Annotated in this window: 16 protein-coding genes and 2 pseudogenes; 9 read left to right on the plus strand and 9 right to left on the minus strand. The window is 35.5% G+C overall.

The window, feature by feature from the left end:
* Positions 1-674 precede the first annotated feature (674 nt).
* The 3 genes from ACFIK6_RS07465 to ACFIK6_RS07475 all read left to right on the plus strand — a co-directional run bounded on the left by ACFIK6_RS07465 (position 675) and on the right by ACFIK6_RS07475 (position 3,183).
* The gene (locus ACFIK6_RS07465; RefSeq protein ID WP_273723943.1) at positions 675-1,013 is read left to right on the plus strand and encodes a P-II family nitrogen regulator; all 339 of its coding nucleotides are present in this window, start codon (positions 675-677) and stop codon (positions 1,011-1,013) included.
* A gap of 59 nt (positions 1,014-1,072) precedes the next feature.
* Complete coding sequence (gene glnA / locus ACFIK6_RS07470) at positions 1,073-2,482, plus strand: type I glutamate--ammonia ligase (protein WP_375642415.1); 1,410 nt, start codon at positions 1,073-1,075, stop codon at positions 2,480-2,482.
* A 155-nt stretch (positions 2,483-2,637) separates the two neighbouring features.
* Positions 2,638-3,183 (plus strand): hypothetical protein, encoded by a 546-nt coding sequence (locus ACFIK6_RS07475; RefSeq protein ID WP_375642414.1) that lies wholly within the window; start codon positions 2,638-2,640, stop codon positions 3,181-3,183.
* 34 nt (positions 3,184-3,217) lie between these two features.
* Here ACFIK6_RS07475 and ACFIK6_RS07480 read toward each other — a convergent pair whose 3' ends face one another.
* A complete protein-coding gene (locus tag ACFIK6_RS07480; protein WP_375642413.1) occupies positions 3,218-4,006 on the minus strand; it encodes an ATP12 family chaperone protein in 789 nt (262 codons plus the stop codon).
* 942 nt (positions 4,007-4,948) lie between these two features.
* On the opposite strand from ACFIK6_RS07480, the gene ACFIK6_RS07485 reads away from it, so the two are divergent.
* The 5 genes from ACFIK6_RS07485 (at position 4,949) to ACFIK6_RS07505 (ending at position 8,636) form a co-directional block, all read left to right on the plus strand.
* Complete coding sequence (locus ACFIK6_RS07485) at positions 4,949-5,236, plus strand: hypothetical protein (RefSeq protein WP_375677513.1); 288 nt, start codon at positions 4,949-4,951, stop codon at positions 5,234-5,236.
* Positions 5,223-5,663: a hypothetical protein gene (locus ACFIK6_RS07490; RefSeq protein WP_375642411.1), complete on the plus strand. Its 441-nt coding sequence runs from the start codon at positions 5,223-5,225 to the stop codon at positions 5,661-5,663. Before ACFIK6_RS07485 ends, ACFIK6_RS07490 begins: the two co-directional genes overlap by 14 nt.
* Before the next feature lie 2 nt (positions 5,664-5,665).
* Positions 5,666-6,430, plus strand: coding sequence for a DUF6421 family protein (locus ACFIK6_RS07495; protein ID WP_375642410.1), 765 nt, complete (start codon positions 5,666-5,668; stop codon positions 6,428-6,430).
* A gap of 80 nt (positions 6,431-6,510) precedes the next feature.
* Positions 6,511-7,374: a DMT family transporter gene (locus ACFIK6_RS07500; protein WP_375677514.1), complete on the plus strand. Its 864-nt coding sequence runs from the start codon at positions 6,511-6,513 to the stop codon at positions 7,372-7,374.
* Positions 7,371-8,636, plus strand: coding sequence for an acetyl-CoA carboxylase biotin carboxylase subunit family protein (locus ACFIK6_RS07505; protein WP_375642408.1), 1,266 nt, complete (start codon positions 7,371-7,373; stop codon positions 8,634-8,636). The genes ACFIK6_RS07500 and ACFIK6_RS07505 overlap by 4 nt, the downstream gene beginning before the upstream one ends.
* A 463-nt stretch (positions 8,637-9,099) precedes the next feature.
* On the opposite strand, the gene ACFIK6_RS07510 is transcribed toward ACFIK6_RS07505, so the two are convergent.
* The 8 genes and pseudogenes from ACFIK6_RS07510 to ACFIK6_RS07545 all read right to left on the minus strand — a co-directional run bounded on the left by ACFIK6_RS07510 (position 9,100) and on the right by ACFIK6_RS07545 (position 18,483).
* Positions 9,100-9,261, minus strand: coding sequence for a hypothetical protein (locus ACFIK6_RS07510; RefSeq protein ID WP_375642407.1), 162 nt, complete (start codon positions 9,259-9,261; stop codon positions 9,100-9,102).
* Positions 9,262-9,612: 351 nt separating this feature from the next.
* Positions 9,613-12,354, minus strand: coding sequence for an autotransporter outer membrane beta-barrel domain-containing protein (locus ACFIK6_RS07515; RefSeq protein ID WP_375642406.1), 2,742 nt, complete (start codon positions 12,352-12,354; stop codon positions 9,613-9,615).
* A 966-nt stretch (positions 12,355-13,320) separates the two neighbouring features.
* Positions 13,321-13,770, minus strand: coding sequence for a hypothetical protein (locus ACFIK6_RS07520; RefSeq protein ID WP_375642405.1), 450 nt, complete (start codon positions 13,768-13,770; stop codon positions 13,321-13,323).
* A gap of 162 nt (positions 13,771-13,932) precedes the next feature.
* Positions 13,933-14,334 carry a hypothetical protein gene (locus ACFIK6_RS07525; protein ID WP_375642404.1) on the minus strand — a complete coding sequence of 134 codons (402 nt, stop codon included), beginning with the start codon at positions 14,332-14,334 and terminating at the stop codon, positions 13,933-13,935.
* Between the two features lie 363 nt (positions 14,335-14,697).
* Positions 14,698-15,100 (minus strand): annotated as a pseudogene (locus ACFIK6_RS07530) (hypothetical protein).
* Positions 15,101-15,514: 414 nt separating this feature from the next.
* Positions 15,515-15,718 (minus strand): hypothetical protein, encoded by a 204-nt coding sequence (locus tag ACFIK6_RS07535; RefSeq protein WP_375642403.1) that lies wholly within the window; start codon positions 15,716-15,718, stop codon positions 15,515-15,517.
* A 337-nt stretch (positions 15,719-16,055) separates the two neighbouring features.
* Positions 16,056-16,469, minus strand: coding sequence for a hemagglutinin repeat-containing protein (locus ACFIK6_RS07540; RefSeq protein ID WP_375642402.1), 414 nt, complete (start codon positions 16,467-16,469; stop codon positions 16,056-16,058).
* 637 nt (positions 16,470-17,106) lie between these two features.
* Positions 17,107-18,483, minus strand: coding sequence for an amino acid permease (locus tag ACFIK6_RS07545; protein ID WP_375642401.1), 1,377 nt, complete (start codon positions 18,481-18,483; stop codon positions 17,107-17,109).
* Between the two features lie 612 nt (positions 18,484-19,095).
* On the opposite strand from ACFIK6_RS07545, the pseudogene ACFIK6_RS07550 reads away from it, so the two are divergent.
* Positions 19,096-19,289: pseudogene (locus tag ACFIK6_RS07550) on the plus strand (Arm DNA-binding domain-containing protein); the annotation flags it as partial.

Below are 19,289 nucleotides of genomic sequence, written 5' to 3' on the forward strand. Positions count from 1 at the left end.
CGAAGGGACAAAACGCCCCAAACTGAATATATTCGCATCGCCAATTCACACACCTGTTTTAAAGAAATATTTCTCAACGCTCTCAAGCCCATTTCACGACAGCACCTATGAATGCTATAATGGTAAATCCATTATTGTACACCACCATTTTTACGTTTATGAAAGAGCATAATCGGCATCATCACACTCTTTTCCAATATTTATCTGCCCTCCCCCCTAATATTGTAAAACCTTTAGTGATCGAAAGCTTTCATAAAAAGCATTTTATTTCTTTTTTTTAATGTTTTTATCCACATACTCGTACTATTTATAATATATAAAGGTATCGGTTTGATTGATTGACGGTAAAAAGCTAGAATGAGAAAATCTTACGCTATTAGAGTTTCTCATTCTATATAGAAAACGTCTAATTATCCTTACAAATCAACGTATTATCTAACAAAAAAGAAACAAAATTCTTTTATTATATTATTTTAATTCTTGAAAAAGAATTGTAAGATTTTTCCAAAAAAACAGTATTTGGCTGTATTCTACAAAAGAAACTCTCCTAAATGAGCATAGAGTGTCATTATTTTCGACTTTTTGTGCACAAAGTATCTGTTGGACATCTTACAGTTGTCAATATAATGTGATGCAGTCTAAAAAGACAAAATAACGTTGGAGATAATTTCAGCATGAAAAAAATTGAAGCCATTATAAAACCTTTCAAACTTGATGAAGTGAAAGAAGCGCTTCAAAAAATTGGGGTACATGGTATTACAGTAACAGAAGCAAAAGGTTTTGGTCGTCAAAGGGAGCATACAGAACTTTATCGTGGCACGAAATATGTTGTTGACTTTCTACCTAAAGTAAAAATTGAAATTGTTGTGTCCGATGAAAAACTGGAACAAACTGTTGATGCAATACGTAAAGCAGCTCAAACCAAACATATAGGAGATGGAAAAATATTTGTCTTTTCCATTGATGATGCAATTCGTATAGGCACGGACGAAACCGGTATCGATGCCCTTTAATAAATAATGAGAGAATTCACTTTTTTATCCACCTCAACGCCATATTAAGGAAATTGAATATGACAACCGCATCAGATATTATCAAACAGATTACAGACAATGAAATCCGTTTTGTTGATTTACGTTTTACTGATCCACGAGGAAAATTGCATCACATTACAATGGATATCGCAGAGATCAGCGAGGATACTTTTAGTGATGGTGTCATGTTTGATGGTTCTTCAATTGCTGGTTGGAAAACAATTAATGAATCTGACATGGTTTTAATGCCAGATCCAGAAACAGCACATATTGATCCTTTTTTTGCTCAATCTACTTTGGTCATATTTTGTGATGTACTTGATCCTGTCTCTGGTGAGTTTTATCGTAGAGATCCTCGTTCTATCGCCAAAAGGGCTGAGGTTTATATGAAATCTTTAGGCATTGGAGATACAATCAATGTAGGTCCAGAAGCAGAGTTTTTTATCTTTGATGATGTGCGCTATAAAACGGATCCTTACAACACAGGGTTTAAACTCGATTCAAGTGAACTTCCCTCCAATGATGACACGGAATATGAAACAGGCAATCTAGGGCATCGCCCACGAATAAAGGGAGGATACCTTCCTGTTCCGCCGATTGATTCCTGCCAAGATATGCGTTCTGAAATGCTCACAGCACTCAAGGATATGGGCGTACAGGTCGAAAAACACCATCACGAAGTAGCAGCAGGCCAACATGAATTGGGTATTCGTTTTGATACACTCGTTCGCGAGGCTGACAAGATGCAAATTTTTAAATATGTTGTACATCAAATAGCAAACAGTTATGGGAAAACAGCAACCTTCATGCCAAAACCAGTTTTTGGTGATAACGGCTCCGGAATGCATGTCCACATCTCCATTTGGAAAGATGGCAAACCCATTTTTGCAGGAAATGAATATGCCGGATTATCAGAAACCTGTTTATTTTTTATCGGTGGTGTTATTAAGCACGCAAAAGCAGTCAATGCTTTTACCAACCCATCCACAAATTCCTATAAACGTTTGGTTCCTGGTTATGAAGCTCCTGTTCTTCTTGCCTATTCAGCACGTAATCGTTCTGCATCTTGCCGCATTCCAATGAGCTCCTCACCAAATTCAAAACGCGTAGAAGTTCGTTTTCCAGACCCAACAGCAAATCCCTATTTGGCATTTGCAGCCCTTTTAATGGCTGGTCTTGATGGTATCAAAAACAAAATTCATCCCGGACATGCTATGGATAAAGATCTTTATGATCTTCCCTTAAAAGAACTCAAAGAAATCCCTACTGTTTCAGGAAGTCTGCGTGAAGCACTTGACGCACTTGACAAAGATCGTAGCTTTCTTAAAGCTGGCGACGTTTTTGATGATGATCAGATTAATTCCTTCATTCAAGTAAAGATGCAAGAAGTCTTGCGCTACGAAACAACACCTCATCCTGTTGAATTTGATATGTACTATTCTGTTTAAACAATCAATATGCATTCTTTTGATTTTAAAAATGGAGGCAAAAGCCTCCATTTTTGTGGATATTCTTCTCATGCAACAGCGCAAGAGGCTTTTTGCTCATCCGCTTTTCCTTTATAATGTGTTGAATCTCTTCAAATGAACTAACAAGGTCTCTAATGCCGCGAATTTGTTTTCTCATTCCCGTTCTTTTATGCATTGTCTTTATCACATCAACAACTCAAGCACATACAATAACCAACCAAAAACTCATAGCTCTTGAAAAAGCGACATTTGCTTATAGTAAAGCACTTAAAAATGCCGATGCAAATGTCATTTTAAATGCTATTCCTCCCCAAATCATCAACCGCTTAACCGCCAAAAAAAATCTTAGTCAATCACAATTTCGACAAATCATGAAAAGCCAAATAGAACGGTTGGCAGAAAGTTACAAGATTGAAACGATCCACATTGACCAAAAACAAAAACGCGAAGGTACACTTGATAATGGCACCCCTTATTTTGTTATACCCGTGGAGCTTGTAACCACAACAAATGCTGGAAAAAAATGCTCTATTCAAACTGAAATTATTGCCCTACTTCACGATAACCAATGGTATTTTATCCGTAGGAATGACGAAACGCTCTTAAACATAACCAATGAACTATTTCCTGGACTTGAAAAAGTAAAAATCAATCCTCAAAAAATCACAAAAATACTCTAAGCGAAAAGAATGCATGTAAATAAAAGATTTACCCCTATAAACAAGTTGTAACAATTGTAGCAGCTGCCTTAAATTCAACTTTTTTGTGAGCACGGCGTACCATTGTTTCTTTATCTATTCCCCATTGTTCCATCATCCAATCTTCATCTAAATGGGCAATAGACCAAGCATGATCAGAATCAATATTTCCCGCAGCAACAGCAAGAGCAATGAGAGCAGATCCCGTTAAGGTTGTCATCATATGAAGTGCGGCAAGCATATAAGGAGACTCAACGCTACGTAAATAATGGCTCACAGCTTGAACTGCTTCTGGTGATTGTTCCACATGCATCAGCCCTTCTGTCAAATAAAACCTTGCACCCAGTTTTTTTTCTGCCCAATCTAATAAAGGATCCCATTGTTCAGATTGTTTTTGCACCAACTCTTTAGGTGTCTGTGCACGATAAAAGATCATATCACATGCAACAAAACGCAATAAATCTTCAAAAACAACCTGCATATCATCAGCAATACCATCAATAACAGTATTAACCAAACGCGTCATCGGCATTTTTGCAGGATCAACAACGTGCTTTTGGCTCTCAAATTCCTGAGCAACGTATTCAGCAAACACTTCTGTTGGCACATGGAAATGACGCCTTGCGGGCGTTTTAACGGGATGTTCATCCAACAAAATCGTAAAGCCGACCTCCTCACAAGCAATCTTCACTTGTCTATAAAACCGTTTTGGGTGTGATTGGCATGAAAGATTTTGAATCTTTTGAACAGCACTTTTTTTATTCTTATTCAATGGCATATCAAAATGATCCAAAATCTCACGCATATTTGTTTACCTCTGATCTTTTCAAGAAAGCGACTATTTTATCCAAGTTTTATACATTTTAATAAGATTTAATCCGACCTTCCCATGCCTCAAAGAAGGAAAAAGATCTAGCCAATCCCAATCTGATTTAAGAGTTATATTTCATGTTTCTTTTACAAACAAGACAATGATAATATCTTTTCATGTATTCAATTAAAGTCATGAATATAGAGTAATTTGTTAAAATATTATCTTAATTAAAAAGCTGAATATATTGAATACGATAATAAAAATGATCACGCTTTACTATTTTGCTTATTATCCACCTACAATAATGTTATCGACACGGACAGCTTCAAAAGCAATTTTTGCAAAATATTAAAACCAAAAAGCTTATCATAAAAAATGATAGAGCGGTGTGTTTTACGTATCATTCACCTTCACTTAACCATTCTAATCATTCGTCTAACATATCCAATAAATACCCCTTGCATAGAATTTTTCCTTAATCTCCCCTAAACGACGGTGTTTTACGGCATGATAAAATAATGAAAAGACCAAATTATATCGTAAATTTGCTTTCACATATACATTATTATAAAGCACTAAATTACTTAACGCATTGTGCTTGATATACTCTAGATATTGCACTAATTTAAATTTAAGCACATAATTAAAAGAATAGAGATCATGCAACCTGAAAATAATACTTTTATCTATACACTTGGCCCTGCAGATACTAACTGTGCAGCTGCAGCGCAGTGGTAGCTTGACAATCAGAATCAAAATATTTTGTCCACTGACTCGAAATCCCGTATTATATAATACGCAACTCTTGAAGAAGCCTTTAATGAACTTGCTCAGAAAAAGGATGAATATCACTTAAGCTGTGCTGCTTACCTTGATTTGCGTACACTCATATTTACCCGTTTAGGTGATATGCAATTATTTGACAGCTTTATCATGCCTACTCACTCTATGGTTTTAGCTAAACGCAATAACGCTGATGAAATTAAAACCGTAGCGACTCATCCTGCCCCGCAATCTCTTGTAGCTTATCAATATGACAAAGTATTTGCCAACAACAATGCTGATGCAGCCGTTCTTTGTAAGGCTGAAAAAGCCGATTCTTGTATCACAACATCGGTTGCGGCAAATCGCTATAGGCTGAGTATTGTCGAAAATTTTGGACAAGTGCCAATAGCCTTTTTGCTCCACTCACTAAAGTCAACTCATCATGAAAAAATCTGAAGCGCTTCTTTCCATTGTTAACTTAGTTGACAAATTCCGTATGCGCCAAGAACGAGATGGGAGCATTAAGAAACCAACTTCGGCAGATCGTAATATGATCAATGAATTGATCACTCTGCTAAACCACCATGCCAATATTCTTGACGGATTATCTCCAAAACTTTTAGCGACCATTTCTGATGATCTTCATCAGTGGATGCTCAGCGGTTTAACGACCCCTCCTCAATTTGATAACACTTTAGCTGCTTTCAAAGCCCCATTACCAGATGCTCCCTTGTTTTTCTTGGCTCCAATGCGTGCAACGAATGGACCTGATCCAGAAGGATTCCGGTTGGAATTAGTTACAGGATATCGTCATGAAACAGCCTATCTGGCTGACGCCTCAAAATATACAAATAATTATATGTATCACCATTTCAATGTATAAAAATGGGAATAGCGTCAAGGGGGTTTTTAGAAGGCAATTGCATTGTACTATTTCCAGAATCTGTAGCAACTGCTAAAAAAATTGATAAGCAAGCATTTGCTTTGTTTTTTTTCAGTAAATTCTTTGATATTTACAACAAGCAGACAATTGTGGAAGCTGAACGTTTACTCGGTCGAGATAGTAAATTTCTGTTTGGTCAATTGCATAGTCGTAACTTATCTAAAGAAGATATTTACGATGCTCGCTGTTTGTGGGACTATTACCATGACTATGCACATCATACTGGACCGCGGCCATTGGATAAAAATCTATATATAAAATTAAATTGGTTTACAGGTCTTCTAGAAGAAATTAAAGTTGATTTAATTACAGTGCGTATTATGCTACAAAGTCATCTAAAATTTTGGAAAGAAATAACGGATTTTATCCTATTAGAACGCATGTTCCGTTATCCAAAAGGTTCTGATCAGCATATGACATTCGATGCTGGTACGGGGATCTTACTTTTTGAAATATTGATGCGTAACAAAGCATTGATTGAAACAAATCAAGATTATCTTCAATTTGATTTGGAGCGTCTTGAAAAAGTAATAACATTGATGATAGTGGATATAGAAGCACTTGAAGCATTAGATGATGACGCTTATTTGGCAGGAGATAAGGATTATATCCAAAATAATCTTGGTAAGCCGCAAACTTCACAGTCACGATTTAATTTTTCAACATCATATTATACACAGCGAGTGATTAGAGGATTCAATCATTGAGTTTCATAAAAGGACGATTATTATTATTTACCTTTGCCATTCTAGCGTTATTTTCCATAAGTTGGTTATTATCTAAGAATTTGGTTAGCAATATATCAGTCATGCATGCGGTTGGGCTTAGGTTGTTTGCCACTGCTGCCACCTTGTGGCTGATTGCAGCCATTCGTGAGAAAGCTGTTTTCAGATCCCTACCATTGCTTTCCATGATACCTTCTTTTTTAATTCTATCGGTGTTAGGATTCTCGCTGTATTTTGTATGCAGCTTTGGTGCATTAAAATCACTCAACGCCAGTGATTTAACCATGGTTCTCGCCACTATACCAGGGATTACCTACATATTGGGTGCACTGACGAATAGCCTTACGTTCTCATGGTTAAAACTTATCGGTATGATCATTGTCAGTGTAGCGGCTATAGCATTTAATATAAACAGTGCAGAGGGTGGATATTACAGCCTCATAGGAATAGCTCTTGCTTTAACAGCAGCCCTTTCTTACTCTGCTTATGGTTTATTGTCTAAACGTTATCTTAAAAATTTACCTCTGCTCACCTCACTGGCTTGGATCACGACAATTTCTGCAGCATCATTTATGCCATTATTTATTTTTGATCCTGCCCCACTCTTCTATCTTAAGTTAGAAGATATATTTAAAATATTGATTTTAGGAACTGTTTGCTCGGCACCAGTTTACGTATTATATCAAAAAGTTTTAGCCGAAGGAGGCGTATTATACGCCAATACTATCGGCGTATTATCCCCTTTTGCAGTGTTTGCATGTGAATGGATAATTGGCTCTAACCCTTCTCTTAATATTATCAAAATAATTGCCATGATGATGGCTGTTATAGGGATGATACTACTATTTATAGATGCATCAAAGGTATCTACATGGCAACAGAAACGCCATTCTCAAAATTCCAAATTTAATGAGGAACCAAAATGAAAAAACTCGCGTTAGTTTGCCAGCGCAATGCAAAATTACCATTTATATTTGAAGCAGCACAAGCAGCTAATATCGAATTAGTCATGATCTATGATACCGCTGAAAATGCTCCCACTCAACATCCCGCAGCAGTCACTTCAACTTGGCAACTTCCTGTTTTTGATAATCCAGAGTTAGCTCTAGACACTTTTGCAGCAGGTGTAAAAGAACGCAATATTCGTGGGGTTATAACCCTTCGCGAAGAAGCCATTCTGTGGACAGCTTTGGCTGCAAAAAAAATCAATACTCCAAGTATTGAACCAGAAGTAGCCGCATTAACCAGAAACAAATATCTCATGCGTCAAGCTTTTGCTAAAGCAGGCTTAAGAACACCAAAATTCTTCTATATAGATAATCCAGAGGACCTATCACAAATACAAGCCTTGGATTATCCACTCGTTATTAAACCCGTCTCTGGGTGGGCAAGTGCAGGCGTAATGTTAGCTAAAAACTCCGCCGAACTTCCTGATCTTATTAAAACCGTATGGAATGTTCAGCATAAAGACATGGCACGTTTTAATGATAAAAATAAACCTGTAGGTTTAGTTATAGAACAGTATTTGCCAGGAAAAGAGTTTGTCGTAGAATGCTTTGTTGATACAGCAGGTGTACACGTTCTGTCCGTTGGAGACAAGGGAAGCCCCGAGGGACCATGGTTTGAAGAAACAATTTATCGTCAACGCTGTGATATAGATGATCCTTTAATTATTGCTTTATGTGAGACTGCATGCTCTGGAGTTAAAGCTCTTGGCATAAACATGGGTGCTGCCCATGTGGAGCTACGCCTAGATGCTAATAATTTACCTTATATAATTGAGATCGGCGCTCGTATAGGTGGATCGGGTGTCTCCCATTTTATTGTTGAGCAAGGTACAGGGATTTCATTTGCAAAACTCTGTATGAATGCCGCTTTAGCTGAAAAAAACTTAGACCTTCCCGATATACTCCCAGCTGAAAAAGTGGCAGCAAATTACATTATTCCTCTTCGTGGTCATGGACAGTTTTCTGGATTTTTAGGTCTAGATAAGGTTGCACAGCATTCTCAAACCGCCAGAACTATCATTTTCTTTGAAACCAATCATATTTCACCACCTCCACCAGCATTTGGTGGATATCCTGGTTTTATTTTCTCTGTTCATAACTCAAACGAAGAAGCACGCAATTACCATAAATGGCTCGATGACACCTTAAGCATCCTATGGAAACACCATGTTTATCAATAGTCCGATAAAGATATTTCTACCGCCCCTCAACTTTGATATAAATCTTATCAATAAAAATGAAGTCACAATGCGAATGCGATTACCTAAAACTTCGCAAATATCTTTCCATTAAAGATGCATATTTCAAAAAACAGAAATTGAGGGAAATATGATCTACTTTTACACCCCATTTTAATAAAAGCTCTTCAATGTTTTTGTATTTGAAACAATAATAAAAACTTCTAAACGACTTTTTCGATACGACCAACCTCTTCTCCCCACGTCTCAAAGAAGAACAAAAGATCTTACAGCCTCCGCTCTGATTTAAAAGTTATATTTCATATCTATTTCACAAATAGGACATGATCTTCTTCACATATTCAATACAGCCATTAGAACAATTTTTTTAAAGGATTTATCATTATTAAGAACTGAAGATGTTAAATTTGACGGTAAAAGTATTCACGCTTTACCACTTTTCTCATTATCCACCTACAATAATGCGATCGATACGAACAGCTTCAAAAATGCTTTTTACAAAATTTAAAAGCATAAAAATGCCTATTATCCATGATAACAATAGCGCTTTATATTTAACATATGCGCTCCTTTGCTTAACAGCAAAAGCTCTTAAATCAACAGTCAACACCTCCATGCCTTTCATGATTGATATCAGCAACCTCAAACGACAGGACTTTACAGCATAATAGGATAATAAAGCTACTATTTTAAAAAGCTGATGACAAATACATCCAAAATATCTATAGCCAAAATAACACAAATAGATTTACAGTCTCATTATCAATTTTTTTGAAGCATTTAAGCCCCCCCTATCAACCAAATAAAAAAATAAATCAACGTGATCCTTTCATACTTATTAAAACACATGATGCTATTATTAAAAGAAGCAATTAAAATTGTTTCACTATCAATGGTTTAAATCAAGAAAATAAAATAAAACTTTAAAAATCACATTTATTATTTTTAAAAAGATTTATTAAAAATGATAGCGCAAACCACCAGAAAAATGAACTCCAGAAAAACCAGCCTTGGTTAACCTATGCTGATAGCTAACATCACTGTGAAGTGTAACTTTAGAAGAAAACTGTGAATTGACACCCAAACCAACTTCTAAGGAAGAGCCAAAAGAACCCAACTGGAAAGCATCTTTAAAATGAACAAATTGTTCTTTATCAAAACAACGAGCAAGATGAATATTACCATAAAAAGAAGTGATCCGATCCTTTTCAAATGCTGTAAATGTTTTACTTAAACGTCCACCAATACGCACAAACCATTGACCTATTTTTTTCATCTCAACATCAAATCCATCAACATCACGAAACTTATCAAATTGAAGATATTGATAAATAAGCTGAAGTTGAGGATCAAAAATAAGATCTTTATATCCTGTCATAAACACTTTACCAGCAGAAAACGAAACGTTCAAAGGATTTGCTTTTAATGTCGCCGTCTTACCCCAAGCATGGGTAAGCACATCCCCTTTAAACAAACCATAAGATAAAAGACCATCTACATAAAAACCAGTGTTGTATTTCACACTACCGTATGTCGTAAATGACCATTTATTAAACGTACTCTTTTGGCTTTGTTCCACGTTACGAGGTTGTAAGGAAAGCTTTCCATAGGTTCCCATAATCCCAAAAGATGTCGTACTATATGCGCTCTCTATTGTTTTGAGCAAAATGTCTGTTTTTATAGCGCTATAATCAACATGACCATCGTACCCATATTTAAGTGTAGAAAGATCTGAGACATAACGATAACTCCCACCATAACTGTGGACAGATAAAGCAAAGTTCCCTTCAACTTTTAATAATTTACGAGGAATAGACTGCATAACTTGCAATTGCTTTTGTTGATTCCTGATATCCATGAGCCCAATATGAAATAAAGCATTTGGTAATAAAAGATAGGTTGGAACTTGTGGAACAACCTCTCTGACCTTTAACTCAAAATGAGGGATAATAGACGTCCCTAAAGCAGGCTGAATATACTTACTTTCAAGGCGAAAATCCCAAAAATCTCCATTTCCTTCAACCAATCTTTGAGAAGTTTGCGCATTTCCAAGAGCAGAATCTGGACCATAAGCATGCAGATAATATTGGTAAGGCAACCCCTCTAATGCAATATAAGCACGATTTAACTGAAAAGAATCCTCTGCCGCTTTTCCAGAAACCTGAATAAGTGAAATACTATGAGCATTTTCACCGGTTGCTATCTCGCCCTGATTTCCTCCAACAAATTGCACATAAACTGTCGTTTTTCCAGAAACATCACCATGTATCAAAAGTCGATCAGTTTTTTTATTATCAAGCAAACCATCACTGCTGAGATGCGTATTGAGATAAATATCTGCCCTATCTTGCGCACTATAAACTTCTTTTTCTCCCTTCCCAATATAAAGCGTTTGATACTCCTGAAACATTGGAGTTTCAAAAGCAATAAAACTATCAGAAACTTTCACAAATGAAATAGACGAACTTGTGCGGTTTGCAACTTGCGAATCTATCTCTCTTCTTTTTGTCAAAAACCATTTTGATCCCCCTGTCAAATAAAGCTCAGCAATAGAATCATCGGCAACACGTGTCCCTCCTATCAATGAAGAAGAATCAGCCAAAATCGCTACAGTCCCTCCATTTTCAACTGTTAATAATAAGTCACCCAAAATTTTTGTACCTTCTGCTACGGCAATATAACTACGACTATTATTACTATGAATAGCTGTCCCATCTGGAACCTCAAAAATCGTTCTTTTTAAAAAGACAAGTCCCTGTTCATACGCATCATTCCCCCCATCCATTTCAAAATACATACCATGTTTGTTCCCTATTGCTTTAATTGTTGAATCTTCAATATTAACCCGCGAAATTAAAATATTTCCTTCCCTGCCATTATTGGACAGCGTGTTAGAATCTTGTCCAACTGTTAAAACATGAACATCCGTAGAAATAACATTCGTATTTTTTACATAAACAGAGCCCTGATGTTTTACATTGAAAACTGTATGTGCAATATTTTCATTGTCTTCTGTTTTTTGATATTTTGAAGTAATGGTAACACCATCTAAAGTCGCACTCCCCCCTCTCCCCACATAAAGCGCCGCAGCATCATTCACATCAATAAATCCACCTTTCATCTGAATACCCGCATCAGCCCTAACGAAAAGAGCACTCTCTTGACCGACACCCAAACCTTCCACTTTAATTTTTGTATTCGTTAACGTAACAGATGCTCCTCGCTTCTCTGCATAAGCTGCAATCTGAGAAGCCTCAATTGTTCCACGATTAACCTCAATCATTCCACTATCAGCTTTAAGACCTATTGACACATTTTTAAAAGCTGAATCACTCAGAAAAATTCTTCCCCCTCGTGATACAAAAACACCATAACTATCTTCTATACCCGTAGTAGCTTCAACCTCTACGCGCATTGCCTGAATAACTGTATTTGGCTCCTGCACTACTACAGCAGCAGGCAACATGAGAGAATTACCCTCCCCACTTTTTTCTTTAACAGGTGCCGTGAATTTATATACTTTATCACTAATTGTATGTTTTGCACCATCACTGCATTTATAAGGCAATTTGTTTTCGTCACATAACGGTGATACAAATGAATGAGAATGCGCCTCAATATTTATATTTAACAAAAGAAAAAAAATAGCTGCTGTAAAAACACACAAATACAAGTGATTGTTAGATACCTTGATTATCATTGTTTTTCAAAACTTTCTTTTTTTCAACAAAAATAAAAAATGCTGACAAAAAACAAACCATAAATTAAACACAATAAGAATAAAATAGACAAAGTTATTTTATTTTTTTCTGATAAATTACATCATTTCATAATATGTTTTGTATTTTATGTAAAGAAAGAACAAAAAGTTTAAAAACGCCATTTAAGATGACACTCTCTTTTAAAAAAGCATCTCAAAAACCGCTGAAAACTGCAATACAAAATGCCCAGAATCTAATCTGAAAAACAGGATCTAATCTCAAAAAAAAGCGAAGAAATGTAATTTTTTAAGAGATATAATCTTCAGTTTATCTCACCACTGAAAGATAAAAATATAACAAAATGAGAATAATTTTAAGACTTAAACTATTAAAACGTTTTAATAAAAATACGACATAATGAGATATAGTATATGAAAGCTATAACAGCATCATTTCTTCAACGACAACAAAAAACAAGAGATTGCACACTAATGTATAAGCTAGTGTACACAATTTCTATATTAAAAATGCTAGATATCTAACAAAAATTTGAATAAATAAAAAACTTTTTCTAATACCCTATTATCAATGATTTGAATTAATAAGTGTAATACTTTAGATCTTTTGATAAAATCTAAACTACAGTAAAATACTCACCATCTTGAAATTAAAAAACACCAAAATAAAATTTCATCAAATTCAGTTCTATGAAAGCTATCTGTTTATTATCATTAAAGCAGATATTCTAGCGAAGCTATTCTTAGCCGTTCTTTATATTAAATAAATTTCTCTAAACAACAACTCATTATCCTCCGCTATCATCATCTGGAGAATAACACTATTGCTAATCTCGTAGCTGATGAATATAACTACAATGGGAACAAAAGAGCTATATTCCTCTCTTCTCCTGTTTAATATTTTCATTCAATGATTGCTTAAAATAATTAACATTCTACTTTTGATGATCACTTGTGCAAAGCTTTTTTTATTTTCTGGCGCTTTTTATCATTTTCAAAACGTAACATCAAATCTCGCTCTTGTTTTGTCGAATTGGTTACACCAAAAGTATCATTATCCATAACCTGTTGATACCCTGCTACCATTAAATTGACTAAAAATGAATCACTTCGCGGCGTTGATGCAAAATAGATTCCCTTTGAATCTTGTAATTTGTACCGATAACCTGCTTTAGTCATGCACTCATAAACTGCTGCAAAATCACTTGCACGCGAATCCATATTTTCAGAAGAAGCGTAGATTGGTTTCCAGCCACATTTTGACAGTGCTTGTTGGACCACAGACTTATTGACACCGGGCTTTTCCCATAATTCCAAGGTCGATGGGGGAGGTTTGCTAATACACCCAGCAGAACTTAACAAAATTATAGCACTCAATAATTTCAATGTTTTTTTCATTTCCCCCTCCTTCAATATCTACAATAGATAGAAAGACTGATAAGTCTGCTAATATTCGCTCACATCCAAGATAACTCTTGTTAGCATATAGATATTGAAGAAACAATCCCTCTCCCAATGCAAAAAAAATATAAGGATTTTTGATTACAGCAGCCTCAATACTTAAGGTTGACATTCAGGTTGTTCTTTATGCTCTTCACAATGAGGACTATTCAAACGCCTCTCTACACTTCGCTGAGGAATAACTGCATCAGGCTGACAAATTGGAAGATTTTCATATTTCTCACACCACTTCATTCTTCCCAATTTATCTTGAAAACCTGCTTGTATCATGCATGCATTCACAGACTCCTCTGCATTAAATTTCTCATCCATACTTTTTTCTGTATCAAGACGACCATCAAGATGCTGTATTCCACATTCTAACAGAGCTTTTTTTATTTCAAGCTGATCTGCCCCGGATTTTTCCCATGCATCTACAGCTGTTCGAGAAGGTTGCTCTTCATAACATCCAGCCATAACAAATAAGGTTAACCCGCTTAATAATTTTAAAATCTGCTTCATTTTCCTATCCTTGAGTAATTTTGATATTACGAAACAATCTATAAATTATTTTACATGCTGTTTTTTATTTCCAAAACAATGATAGACATTATCAAGCTATATTATTTTTATCTTTCCGAAGATTATGCCATAATTATTATACCAAAAATACGGTAAAATTATTACTAAAATTATATTCTATCAACGGTATGCTTATAGTTATTATCAATATTTTGATTACAACCCAAATAGGTATTTTTACATTATTACGCCAACAGTTGTGGTACCCATAAATAAATAGCATTGAAATGGTGAATTAAGGACACCCCAGCGCACAGGCATGAAAAAAGTGAAGGTAGAAATGTTGATCATCACCAGCAAAAATTAAGGCTGGCATTCAGGTGAGGTTTTATATTTTTTACAAAAAGGGCTATTCAAACGCTTCTTGACACTTCATTGTAGGATAACAGCACCAAGACAACAAATGGGGAGGTTTTCATCTTTATAAGTATAACACCAATATACTCCTCCCCATTTGTAGTGGAATTTTGCTTGAAACATGCAAGCATCAATGGAAGCCTCTCCATTGATGCTTAACTTTTTATTTTCTGGAAAGATATCATAAGGCGTTGGCATGCCATATTCTAACAGTGCTTTTCCTACCTCAGTAAAGTCTGCTCTAGGCTTCTCCCAAGCACTCAAAACTCTTTGGTGGAGGCTTGTCGATGTTACATCCAGTGATATTTAACAGAATAAGAGCACTTAATAATTTTAAGATTTGTTTCATTTTTTTCATAAATAACCCAAACTTAAATTATCTAAAATCGAATAAATTGGCATAACATGAGGCATTCCATAGCGCCTTGCACACGCATAACTCGTACGACCATACCGATTCTAGGGATCATAGCAGCCTAGCGCTCTTCCTTCCTCTCGCATGGGAATTACTAGTGGAAATAATACATAGAAGAACTCCAAGGGTACCTTATAAAAGTAGGTGGATTGTAACCAAATCCTATACCAATGAGGTTAAGTAAATAATTTTGTAAGTAGATCTGATCTTTTTCGTCATCATTTACGACATATAATGGATTCTGATGGTTTCACTATTGATAGAGCCTTATCAGCCGATCCCTAAAGATAGATATCTGTTTTCTTTGCTATATTATGGATGCCACGCTTTTTAAAGTCATGCAATCCTTTACCTACTGTTATGGCACCTTGGGCTATGTGCACTAACAATCGCTGTTGTATTGCCATTTAGTTCGCCAATCAAACCATTGCCGATTTCGTGTTTCACATCCCCATAACCAAAACGTTTTGCTACATCTCTTATATCTTTTATGGTACCAAGAATGCCCACATTGAGAAATCCTGTCTCATCAGCACAGGACTTTTCAGGCATCTCTTGTGTCTTAGAGATATCACAGCTTTCCGAAAGCGTGATATTATTGCCAGCATCAACGTTGACATCACGCCCTGCCGAAACATTTGTCGGCTTGCATGTTTATATCATGATCAGCAGTAATCTGCACATCTCTGCACACTTTGAAATAGGATTGAGCGAAGGTATTTTCCTATTGATCGCCAGTGTCTTTCGCACTCGCAACCACAATATCAACAGAAGCATCGCTGCTGCTCTTTTTAAACTGAAAACCAAAACCTGTGCATTCTTCCTATGTGCTTGAACTTATGACTATTATGACCCACAAACAACATTGACATCATGTGCTGCCGAAAGGTTAATAATCCTCCCCAGCAAGATCAAAGCCTACGACGCTCACATCTTTTTTCTTGATCGTAATATTGATATTACCGTCAACATTGCAAGAAGAGTCTTGATGTTCAAAACTCTCTTCATTTTCCACCTTTGTTTCACACCCGTATATTAATACAAAGCTCTTTTCTGAACCCACACCAAAACCTGTTTCATGCATCTGTGAATGGCTGCTATGATGATCTGTCATGCCAACAATCGTCACACTTGCTCCCATTACATTGATATTTTGACCAGAAATTAGATGAGAAGCAATAATCGCAGCATTTTCTTGCACATCCATATCAATTTTGCCCGTTGCCTCAAGGATAGAGGAAATCGTTGTGGTGTACGTTTCAGAGCTATGGGAAGATTTCTCGTTTAAAAAGCCACTTTCCAATGATTGTTTTTGCTGGTCGTAGTGTCTTTGAGCGCTTTTTATAATAATATTGAATAATTTTGCACGAAAATACAGTTGCGGAGTGCATTTTGTCCTCCTCCACTTGTAATAAAAATTACTCTCGTATCAATATTATAAAAAATAAGTTTGATCCTTGCTCTTTTGATCGCAATAACAACAAGAATCGTAAAACTGTCACACGTTCATTGCTCTCTTTAATTTACTCTTTTATAAGATTTTATTGTGATACCTTGTTGCTCTTTATTGAAGTTTTTGCAAACACAATGATACAATGCCTCCAATGACTTTGTTATCCACTATTTTCTACCAACACCAATCCTCTTTGAGAAAAAGATATCTGCCTATAATCTTGTATCTAGTAAAATCTATTTGCACTGTTAGGCATTTTAACATGAAAAACTTATATTAATTGCATGGTTCACCATCAAAAAACGCCTAAATATTTATATGATTTGGTCGTTATCATAAGCAATGGCTTATAAAAACTTCCAAAGCGAAATAATAACGAGCAGATTTTTTCAATCTAGATTGTTCTAATTTTTAGAGAATAGCAATCAAACAGCTATTTTCCTGATGATAGCAGCTATTTGTTTTGAGTTTTATCTCTATTCACATTTTATTGCAGTTTCTTTTGTTTAAAATTATAAAGTTTAAGTGCATAGAAACAAATAACAAGCCAAGCAATCCAACTAAAACCTATAATTAAAACCGGTCGCGTCTCATCAAAATACCATAAAAGAATAAAAATAAAAACCATAAATAAAATAGAAAAAATCGATCCTATTGGCCAAAATGGAATGGGAAATTTCAAACCATTTTGTGCTTCTTTAGGCATCTTAATTCGCATAAAAATTTGCGAAAGTAGAATCATTATCCAAACAAAAACTGTCGCAAATGTTGCCATTGCAGCAATGAGAAAAAAAAGCTTCTCATGGTAAAAATAATTAAGGACAGCACCAAGAAGAAAAATACCGAAGATCATCAAAATAACAAAAATTGGTATACCATTTTTTGATAAATACTGAAACTTCTTTAAAGCATAACCTTCCTGCGATAAACCATGTATCATGCGACAAGCACCATACATTCCACTATTCATTGCAGAAATAGCCGCTGTAACAACAACAATATTTAAAATATTTGCTGCATATGAAATCCCAAGATTTTCAAAAATAGATACAAAAGGGCTATCCATAAGACCAATCTCATTCCAAGGATAAAGAGACATTAAAATAGCTAACGTCATGATGTAAAAAAGCAAAATACGAACTGGGGTAGAATTAATTGCCTTTGCAATCGTTTGATGAGGGTTTTGAACTTCCATGACTGCCATGCCAATGATTTCTATGCCACCAAAAGCAAAAACAACAACACTAAAGCAAGCTAAAAAACCAAACCAACCATTGGGAAAAATACCACCATTTTTCCATAAATTATGAACAGTAACGGTAGAAAAATCTGCACCTTCACCCCCCCCCAAAAAAATAATTGCTATTCCTAGAATAATCATCGCAATGATAGCGATAACTTTAATAGAAGACAGCCAAAACTCTAGTTCACCATAAACTTCTACAGCAGCTAAATTAATACCTGTGATGATTAATGTAATACTCAGTGCCCATACCCAAGGAGCAACATCAGGATACCAAAAACCCATATAAGTCGCAAAAGCTGTAATATCAGCCAAACCAACAAGAATCATCTCAAATACATATGTCCATCCCGTTAAAAAGCCTGCTAATGGTGATATGTAATTTGCCGCATAACGAGCAAAGGAACCAGGCAATGGATTATGAAGTATCATCTCTCCTAGAGCCCGCATCACCATAAAAATAGCTAAACCAGCAATACAATAGGCAATCAAAACACTGGGACCCGCAAGCTTAATTGCCTGTGCAGACCCATAAAAAAGACCTGTTCCAATAGCAGAGCCAAGAGCTAAAAAAATAACTTGGCGCTTACTCATACCTCGTTTCAGTTCATTTCGTGCCATTACTTTCCTTACTTTTTGAAATGTTGACGAAAATCCACACCACAATAACAGCTTTATGATAAATAAAGTCTCATGTTTCTTTTTCGAAGATAGACTTTAAAAGCATTAAAAATAGCCTTCCAGATGCTCTATCCTAGGCAATGAAAATACTTTTATTACGAATGATTCAGCTTTTTATAGCCTAAGTTTTGTATCATTTATTGAAATTATGTGATAATAGAATTTTTTATAATTGTCATTTAACTCATTTTTATGTTTTCTATTTTTCTGCAGAAAATGTGGGGTTGAATGCAAGATAATATAAACATTTTTATTCATAAGGATAATTTATTGTTTTATATATCGAACTGGCTCCTCAATATCATAAGATTCTCTCTTTTCCAAACCTGTTCATGTTGAAGCAATCAAAACTTTTTGTGTACACATTATAAGCGAGATTGATGTGTGAATAAAAACACGTAAAGAAAGAAATAAAAATTCCTTTTAATAAACTATCTCAAGTGCAAAAAGCTGCCATGACTCGGGAAATAGATTATCTGTTAGTATCAACCCGTATCTTAATAACATAAAAAATAATGATGCACTATTAATCTTATCTTTTCACGAGAGTTTTTAGGTTATACCATTCATGGTCGGCGCCGCGAAATGGGCTTGGGTGCCTTGAGAGATGTTTCTTTAAAACAAGCCCGTGAATTGGCAACTGGGTGGCGTTCTGTTCTTCGTGAAGGGCGTGACCCTATTAAAGAACGTGAAAAACAAAAGCGTGAGGCAATAAGTAATCTCCATTATTTAAAAGATATCGCGTT

Source organism: Bartonella sp. AS69XJJH, from assembly GCF_042195585.1.
In the GTDB taxonomy this organism is placed as follows: Bacteria; Pseudomonadota; Alphaproteobacteria; order Rhizobiales; family Rhizobiaceae; genus Bartonella.